Raw genomic sequence first — 8,299 nt, forward strand, 5'->3', positions numbered from 1 at the left:
TTCTATCTCGGCGTCGGCACCGCCTTCCCGATCTATCCCAATGTCGCCGGTCCCAACCACAATGGCGTCATGGGCGTCGGCGGCATCGACCCCGATAGCGAAGCGATCGCCGCTTACTTCGAGCGCCACACTGCGCTAGTCGGCCAGGCGCCCGATAGCTGGGCCAGCGCCGTCACCTATGCCAGCCTCGAAATCCTCGGTCAGGCCATCGCCCGCGTCGGCGATCTCGACAAGGCCGCCGTATCGGCCGAAATCGCCTCCGGCGAATTCGACACGATCCTCGGTAAGGTCAAACTCGTCGACAACCAGCTCCGCGCTTTGTGGACCGTCGGCCAGTGGCAGGACGGCAAATTCGTCGGCCTCGCCCACACCGAAGGCAAAGCCGCCCGCGAACCGGTCGTCCCGAAGCCGGCCTGGGTTCCTGCGAGCTAAGAAAGCACCCCCTCCTAACCTCCCCCATCTCGGGGGAGGTGCGGGCCGGTGCCTTGGGAAATTTGCTGCCCAAAACTCGATATGACACCTCCCCCCTCGATGGGGGTGGAGGGAGGGGGTGTCGGCAGACACCGGCCCCTCGACCACCCACACTCTATTCAGGAGCAAAAATGCTCTTCAGCGCCATTCTCACCGGCCTCGTCCTCGGCGGCACCTATGCGCTCATCGCCATGGGCCTGACCCTCCAATACGGCGTCGCCCGCATCATGAACCTGGCCTATGGCGATCTCATCATCGCCGGCAGTTTTGGCGCCATGCTTCTCTTCACCGCCGCAGGCATCAACCCGCTGATTGCCCTCTTTATAGTGGTCCCCCTCGGCTTCGCCCTCAGCTGGCTCGTCTATGCCCTGATGCTTCAGCCACTCGCCCGCCGCTCGCCCAATCGCGACCGCCTCGAAGGCGATTCCATCCTCGCCACCTTCGGCCTCCTCTTCGTCATCCAGGGCGTCGCGCTCGTCCTCTTCGGCGCCAATTACCAGAGCTATTCCTTCCTCGCCGTCCCCATAGACGTCCTCGGAACCACCATTGCCGCCAATCGCCTCCTCGCCTTTGCGCTCGCCGTGCTCTTCGGCGTCGGCCTCTGGCTTCTCCTCACCCGCACCCGCTTCGGCACCGTCATTCGCGCCGTCGCCGCCAATCCCGGCTCCGCGCCCCTCGTCGGCATCAATGTCGATCACGTCGCCCGCCTCGCCTTTGCTTTGGGCGGGGGCCTTGCCGCGGCCGGTGGCGTCGTCGTCTCCATGTATCTGACCTTCTCGGCCACCATGGGCGTCATCTTCACCATGAAGGCGCTGATCGTCGTCATCATGGGCGGCGTCGGCAATCTCCTCGGCGCGCTCGCCGCCGGCCTCATTCTCGGCGTCGTCGAAACCCTGGTTTCGAGCTTCATCGATCCCGGCCTGACGCTGGCCGCCACCTATCTCATCTTCCTCGCCGTGCTCGTCGTCCGGCCACAGGGCCTCTTCGGAAAGGCCGCCCGATGATTTTCTTGATCCCTCTTGTTGCGCTCGCGGCTCTCGCTGCGGTTCCCTTCTTCGTCGGCGCCTATCCGCTCGGCTTGGGCATCGGCATTCTGGGCTACGCCACGCTCGCCACGGCCTGGGCCCTCTTCTCCGGCCCCACCCGCTACATCTCTTTGGCCACCGTCGCCTTCTTCGGCATCGGCGCCTACACGGTCGCGGTCCTCGCCGATCTCATGCCCTATCCGCTGGTGCTCCTCTGCGCCGCGTTGATCGGCCTCGTCGTCGCTGTTCTCGTCGGCCTCGCCACCCTGCGCCTCGCCGGCATCTATTTCGTCATCTTCACCTTCGGCCTCGCCGAACTCGTGCGCCAGCTCGTCACCTATTATGAGGTCAACGTCACCCGCACCCTCGGCCGCTATGTCTTCCTGCCCATCGGCCCCGAACACATTTATTGGCAGCTCCTCGGTCTCCTCGCAGTCACCCTCGCTCTGGCCTTCTGGATCAGCCGCGCCAAGATCGGCCTCGCCCTCCGCGTCATCGGCGACGATCCCGTCGTCGCCTCCCACCTCGGCATTGGCATCACGCGCACCAAACTCGCGCTCTTCTCTCTCAGCGCCGTGGTCATGACCCTTGCCGGCGCCATCCAGGCCCCACGCTGGACCTATATCGAGCCATCCATCGTCTTCAATCCGACGGTCAGCTTCCTCACGGTCATCATGGCTCTCCTCGGCGGCCCCAATCGCCTCTTTGGTCCGCTCCTCGGCGCCGTGCCGCTCTTCCTTCTCTTTGAATGGCTCTCCGCCAATTTCCCCAACCACTATTCCATCATCCTGGGCCTTCTTTTCATCGCCATCGTCTTCCTCCTGCCCAATGGCGTCCTCGCCGCGGCCGACAAGTTTGCCGCCCGCTTCAAGAACAAGGAGGCATCAGTATGAGCCTTCTCACTCTCTCCAATGTCACCAAGCGCTTTGGCGGCCTCACCGCGGTCAATGATCTCTCCTTCACCCTGACCGCAGGCGAAACCGTCGGCCTCCTCGGCCCCAATGGTTCGGGCAAGACCACGGCGCTCAATATGATCTCGGGCTATCTGCCCGTCACAGCGGGCACCATCGCTCTTGATGGCACCACCATCAGTACCCTCGGTCCCGAGCGCATCGCCCATCGCGGCGTCGCCCGCACCTTCCAGCTCGTCCGCGCACTTCCATCCCTGACAGTGGGCGAAAACGTCCTCGCCGCTCTCGCCTTTCGCAAAGACCCCCTCTGGGGCAGCGAAGCCGAAGCCCGCATCGAAACCTTGTTGCAAAACGTCGGCCTCGCCGGCCGCCAGCACGAACGGGCGAGCAATCTCACTTATATTGACCTCAAGCGCATGGAACTGGCCCGCGCGCTCGCCACCGGGCCAAAACTACTGCTGCTCGACGAATGGCTCGCCGGCCTCAACCCGACGGAACTGCGCGCCGGCATCGATCTCATCACCCGCCTGCGACAAAGCGGCATCACCATTCTGCTCGTCGAACACGTTATGGATGCGGTGCGGGCGCTCTGCACCCGCTGCATCGTCATGAACACCGGTTCGCGCCTCGCCGATGGCCCCACTACAGACGTCTTGGCCGACAAATCCGTCATCCGCGCCTATCTCGGAGACGACCATGCTTGAACTGACTAATGTCGCCCTGCGCTATGGCAAACACCTCGCCCTCCACGGCGTCGGCATTTCCATCGCCCCAGCCGAAACCGTCGTCGTCCTCGGCGCCAATGGCGCCGGCAAATCCTCGCTCCTAAAGGTTCTCGGTGGCTTGGTGCGGCCCGAACCCGGCGCCGATCTCACCTTCGAGACCAAAAAAATCCTCGGCCGCCCCGCTCATGATTTCCCCGAGCTGGGCATTGCCCTCGTCCCCGAAGGCCGCGGCATTTTTGGCGATCTCACCGTCGCCGAAAACCTCCAGCTCGGCGCCCACCCGCCCCATGCGCGTCCGCACGAAAAGCGCCAGCGCGATCTCGTCCTCGACCTTTTCCCGCGCCTCGCCGAGCGCCAAGCCCAAATCGCCCGCACCATGTCCGGCGGCGAACAGCAAATGGTCGCCATCGGTCGCGCCCTCATGAGCTGCCCCAAACTCCTCATGCTAGACGAGCCAAGCCTCGGCCTTGCGCCCATCGTCACTTCAGAACTCTTCACCGCCCTCGGCCGCATCAGCGCAACCGGCATCGCCATGCTGGTCGTCGAGCAAAACGTAAAAGCCTCCCTCGCCATCGCCCAGCGCGGCTACCTCATGGAAGCCGGCCGCATCACCGGGGCGGGGACGGCAGACAGCCTTCGCGCCGACCCGGCCGTCCAGCGCGCTTTCCTCGGGGCGGTGGCATAATGATTACCCCCGTCACCCCCTCCCAACCTCCCCCATCAAGGGGGAGGTGCAGATCGAGTTTGGCTCACGCTTCTTTGCCTACCCACCAGCTCAACACCTCCCCCTCGATGGGGGAGGATGGGAGGGGGTGGAGCCCCACGCACCACATCAACCCGTCTAACGCGAACCACCACATCGGAGACCCCGCATGACCGATCTCGGCCTGCTCATAAACAACGAGGAAGTCCAAGCCACCGGCGGGGCGACCTTTACCCGCAACAATCCCATCACAGGCGAATTGGCCACCCGCGCCGCCGCCGCCACGGTCGATGACGCGCTGCGCGCCGCTGACGCTGCAACTGCCGCCTTCCCCGAATGGAGCCGCACCGGCCCCGGCGCCCGCAGAAAAATCCTCCTCGCCGCCGCCGACAAACTCGCCGCCAAAGCCCCTGAATTTATCGAAGCCATGGGCCACGAAACCGGCGCTACGGCCGGCTGGGCCGGCTTCAACGTCATGCTCGCTGCCGATATGCTGCGCGAAGCCGCCTCGCTGACGACCCAGATCACCGGCGAAATCATCCCGTCCAACCGCCCCGGCTCCACGGCCTATGGCATCCGTCAGGCCGCCGGCGTCGTCCTCTCCATCGCCCCGTGGAATGCCCCGGTCATTCTCGGTGTCCGCTCGCTCGCGACGCCACTCGCCTGCGGCAATACCGTCGTCTTCAAGTCGAGCGAAATCTGCCCGCGCACCCATCGCCTCATCGCCGACGCGCTGTTCGAGGCCGGTCTACCCAAGGGCGTCCTCAACGTCGTCTCCAACGCCCCGGCCGATGCGCCCGAACTTGTCGAAGCGCTCATCGCCCACAAGGGCGTGCGCCGCGTCAATTTCACCGGCTCCACCCGCGTCGGCCGCCACATCGCCGAAGTCGCCGCGCGCAATTTGAAACCCGCGCTTCTCGAACTCGGCGGCAAGGCCCCCTTCGTCGTTCTCGATGACGCCGATATCGGCGAAGCCGTCGCCGCAGCCGCCTTTGGTGCCTACATGAACCAAGGCCAGATCTGCATGTCGACCGAACGCCTTGTCGTCGACGACAAGATCGCCGACGAGTTCGTTGCCGCCCTCGCGACCAAAGCCGCCTCCCTAAAAGCCGGCGATCCGCGCAAGGGCGATACCCCGCTCGGGTGCCTGGTCGATCTCTCCGCCGCCCAGCGCATTGATGCCCTCATCAAGGACGCGGTAGCCAAGGGCGCCCGCGTCGTCGCCGGTGGCGGCATCGATGGCACCATCATGCAGGCGACCGTCGTCGACAACGTCACCCCGGGCATGAAGCTCTATCGCGACGAATCCTTCGGCCCCGTCGTCGCCGTCATCCGCGTCGCCAGCACCGAAGAAGCCATTCGCGTCGCCAACGACACCGAATATGGCCTCGCCGCCGCCGTCTTCGGCCGCGACCTCACCCGCGCCATGTCCGTCGCCTCGCGCATCGAATCCGGCATCTGCCACATCAATGGCCCGACCGTGCACGACGAAGCCCAGATGCCCTTCGGCGGCGTCAAAGCCTCCGGCTACGGCCGCTTCGGCGGCAAGGCCGGTATCGCCGAATTCACCGAACTGCGATGGATCACCGTCCAGGGCGCCGAACACATCCACTACCCGATCTGATCTCTTCACCTCTCCCTTGGAGGAGAGGTCGGCGCAAAGCGCCGGTGAGGGGGCCTTCCGACAATCGCTTCAAGCAAGGCCCCCTCACCCCAACCCTCTCCACCAAAGGGAGAGGGAGCAAAGGACCGATGCCCCTCGCGCTTACCGTCCCAGCGCCTCTTTCCGAAACGCCGCCGGCGACATCCCGAGCACTCTCGTAAGCACCCGCGAAAAATACGCCGGGTCCTCATAACCCAGCTCCGCCCCGATTTCCTTGATCGAGAGCGATGAGAACAGCAGCATCCGCCGCGCCTCGAGCGCGATCCGTCGCTCGATCACCTCCAGCGCCGAAGCCCCCAGCACCTCCCGGCTCACCCGATTGAGGTGCGTCTGGCTGATCCCCAATTGATCGGCATAGTCCCCAATCTTGCGCGATTGCCGAAACTGATGATCCACCAGCGTCCGAAACGCTTTCGCATGCAGCAGCGCTCGATCGGCCAACTCGCCCTCCGGCCGCCCCTCGCGCTGCGCCCGCGCAAGGGCCACCAGCAACAAAGTAAGCAGCGCTCGCATCGCCGCCTCATGACCCGCTCCCGGCCGATCCGCCTCCGCAATCAACCGATCCAGCGCCTCGCCCACCTCGAACGAAGCCCCCTGCAAAACCATCGGCCCCGGTAATTCGAGTCCCAGCCCAACAAGATCACGCTCCATAAGCGTGACGACGATCCCCTCGACATCGTCGCTGAACGCAAAACCGTGCACCGTCAGCGCCGGCACCACGACAACGCCTTCGCGCCTGATGTCGAACTTGCCATCATCCAGCGTCACCCCTGCCCAGCCACCCGTGAGGTGCAGCACCTGGAAAAACTGCTCATGCCGGTGCGGGGCGATCCGATAGCCATAGAGCCGACTGCGCGACTGGATGCTCTCCCAGTGCAGCCAGTCCTGTGTCGCGACCTGTTCGCCATAAAGCGCATAGACGGGGATCGTGCTCATGTTCGGATAGTGCAAGTCATTGCGCACCCTGTCCATTCACCAAATCGCCGAAAGGCGGATGATGGCGGTAACGAGAGGGGAACACTGTGCGTACCAATGTTGTCATTATCGGCGCCGGGCCCGCAGGCCTGATGCTGGGTCGCCTGCTCGAACTCGCGGGCGTCGACGCGGCCATCCTCGAGCGCAAAAGCCCCGACTACGTCCTCGGCCGCATCAGGGCAGGGGTACTGGAGCAGGGTACCATCGACCTGATGGACCGCGCAGAGGCCAGCACCCGCCTCCACGCCGAAGGCCTTATCCACCACGGCATCGACCTCAGCTTTGACGGCGATCGCCAGCGCATCGACTTCTCCGCTCTCATCGGCCGCCACGTCATGGTCTACGGCCAGACCGAGGTGACCCGCGACCTGATGAACGCGCGCAAAGCCCCCACCATCTATGAAGCCGAAGACGTCGAACCTCACGACTTCGATGGCAAGTCGCCCTATGTCACCTACAAACAGGGCGGCACGACCCATCGGATTGATTGCGACTACATCGCCGGCTGCGACGGTTTCCACGGCGTCAGCCGCCAAAGCGTCCCCCAAACAGCCCTCACGCTCTATGAGCGAACCTACCCCTTCGGCTGGCTCGGCATTCTCGTCGACAAGCCACCCGTCGCCGACGAACTGGTTTATGCCCACCACGAGCGCGGTTTTGCTCTGTGCTCCCAGCGCTCCCCCACGCGCAGCCGCTATTATGTCCAGGTGCCGGTCGACGAAAATGTGGAAGCCTGGTCCGACACCCGTTTCTGGGACGAGCTGCGTTTGCGGCTTAATCCCGAAACCGCCGAAAACCTGCAAACCGGCCCAAGCATCGAAAAATCCATCGCTCCACTCAGGAGCTTCGTCGCCGAACCCCTGCGCTTCGGCCGACTCTTCCTCGCAGGAGACGCGGCCCATATCGTCCCGCCCACGGGCGCCAAAGGCCTCAACCTCGCGATGAGCGATGTCGCTACCCTGGCCGATGCCCTCATAGAGGCGACAATCGAGAAATCCTCCGCCGGCGTGGACGCCTATTCGGCAAAAGTCCTGCAGCGCATCTGGAAAGCCGAGCGTTTCTCCTGGTGGATGACCTCGCTGCTTCACACATTCCCCGAAACCGGCGCCTTCGGGCGGCGTATTCAGCGGGCCGAATTCGATTATCTTTGCGGTTCTCAGACAGCCCAGCAGAGCCTGGCCGAGAACTACACAGGCCTGCCTTCCTGACGGCAGCGTGACCGCAAAAAATCGACCATCCGGTCAAACCCCTTGTTTTCTCGGCACTTGCACCTAGATATCCACAGCACCACCCACCCTGAACGACAGAAATGTCATCGAGTTTGGGAAAGGGGGGTTTACAGCCCGGAAGGTCACCCCTATAACCCCGCTCACCGCTGCAGAGCGAGACGCCAAACGGCGAAACGAACTGCGGCAAGCCACTGAAAAGAAAGAGCAATCTGACTTAGAGGTGACTTCGAAATTCTCCTCGGTAAGTTCAAAACGAACCGAAAAGAAAATCGAAAAAGTGGTTGACAGGTTGGTTCTTCTAACTTAGATACCGCGGCGCTGACGACGCGAACGACTTAGAGTTGTTCCCACTGTTAGCGACTTCTGACAGGGCAGACGATCTGCCGGGCAACCGGATGATGAGTTTGTTTTGTCTGATGGAAATCCGGGACGGTGTCCCACCGACGTTCTGCCAATGCGGCGGTAAGGTCAGCTCTTTGACATTGTGAAGATAGAAGAAAGAGAAACGTGGACGGCGAGGTTCTTGCGAACTGAAGCTGGAAGCAATTCCGGTGGAAGTTGTTACAAGACTTTCGATGGGTGCACGTTTCTAGAGGT

General features: G+C 63.4%; 8 protein-coding genes. 7 read left to right on the forward strand and 1 reads right to left on the reverse strand.

Translation table 11 applies throughout. The annotated features are described in order from the left end of the window. From ABW043_RS06015 to ABW043_RS06040, 6 genes are all read left to right on the forward strand, one after another. Positions 1-432: ABC transporter substrate-binding protein (locus tag ABW043_RS06015; RefSeq protein WP_353920321.1), on the forward strand; the 432-nt coding region annotated here is incomplete at its 5' end. Positions 433-602: 170 nt separating this feature from the next. Further along, the gene (locus tag ABW043_RS06020; RefSeq protein WP_295414404.1) at positions 603-1,475 is read left to right on the forward strand and encodes a branched-chain amino acid ABC transporter permease; all 873 of its coding nucleotides are present in this window, start codon (positions 603-605) and stop codon (positions 1,473-1,475) included. Beyond that, positions 1,472-2,389 (forward strand): branched-chain amino acid ABC transporter permease, encoded by a 918-nt coding sequence (locus ABW043_RS06025; RefSeq protein ID WP_353920322.1) that lies wholly within the window; start codon positions 1,472-1,474, stop codon positions 2,387-2,389. Before ABW043_RS06020 ends, ABW043_RS06025 begins: the two co-directional genes overlap by 4 nt. Beyond that, a complete protein-coding gene (locus ABW043_RS06030; RefSeq protein ID WP_353920323.1) occupies positions 2,386-3,111 on the forward strand; it encodes an ABC transporter ATP-binding protein in 726 nt (241 codons plus the stop codon). The genes ABW043_RS06025 and ABW043_RS06030 overlap by 4 nt, the downstream gene beginning before the upstream one ends. Continuing rightward, entirely contained in the window at positions 3,104-3,817 is a 714-nt protein-coding gene (locus ABW043_RS06035; protein WP_353920324.1) for an ABC transporter ATP-binding protein, read from the forward strand. The genes ABW043_RS06030 and ABW043_RS06035 overlap by 8 nt, the downstream gene beginning before the upstream one ends. Positions 3,818-4,004: 187 nt before the next feature. Further along, positions 4,005-5,459, forward strand: a complete 1,455-nt coding sequence (locus ABW043_RS06040) for an aldehyde dehydrogenase (RefSeq protein WP_353920325.1) — start codon at positions 4,005-4,007, stop codon at positions 5,457-5,459. A gap of 141 nt (positions 5,460-5,600) precedes the next feature. On the opposite strand, the gene ABW043_RS06045 is transcribed toward ABW043_RS06040, so the two are convergent. Continuing rightward, positions 5,601-6,434, reverse strand: coding sequence for a helix-turn-helix domain-containing protein (locus ABW043_RS06045; RefSeq protein WP_353920326.1), 834 nt, complete (start codon positions 6,432-6,434; stop codon positions 5,601-5,603). Between the two features lie 86 nt (positions 6,435-6,520). On the opposite strand from ABW043_RS06045, the gene pobA reads away from it, so the two are divergent. Next, positions 6,521-7,681, forward strand: a complete 1,161-nt coding sequence (gene pobA / locus ABW043_RS06050) for a 4-hydroxybenzoate 3-monooxygenase (protein WP_353920327.1) — start codon at positions 6,521-6,523, stop codon at positions 7,679-7,681. Positions 7,682-8,299 lie beyond the last annotated feature (618 nt).

It is taken from the genome of Devosia sp., from assembly GCF_040509215.1.
GTDB lineage: Bacteria > Pseudomonadota > Alphaproteobacteria > Rhizobiales > Devosiaceae > Devosia.

Coding starts and splice junctions, on each gene's coding strand:
- ABW043_RS06020 (WP_295414404.1), top strand. CDS start 603: ATGCTCTTCAGCGCCATTCTCACCGGCCTCGTCCTCGGCGGCACCTAT.
- ABW043_RS06025 (WP_353920322.1), top strand. CDS start 1,472: ATGATTTTCTTGATCCCTCTTGTTGCGCTCGCGGCTCTCGCTGCGGTT.
- ABW043_RS06030 (WP_353920323.1), top strand. CDS start 2,386: ATGAGCCTTCTCACTCTCTCCAATGTCACCAAGCGCTTTGGCGGCCTC.
- ABW043_RS06035 (WP_353920324.1), top strand. CDS start 3,104: ATGCTTGAACTGACTAATGTCGCCCTGCGCTATGGCAAACACCTCGCC.
- ABW043_RS06040 (WP_353920325.1), top strand. CDS start 4,005: ATGACCGATCTCGGCCTGCTCATAAACAACGAGGAAGTCCAAGCCACC.
- ABW043_RS06045 (WP_353920326.1), bottom strand. CDS start 6,434: ATGAGCACGATCCCCGTCTATGCGCTTTATGGCGAACAGGTCGCGACA.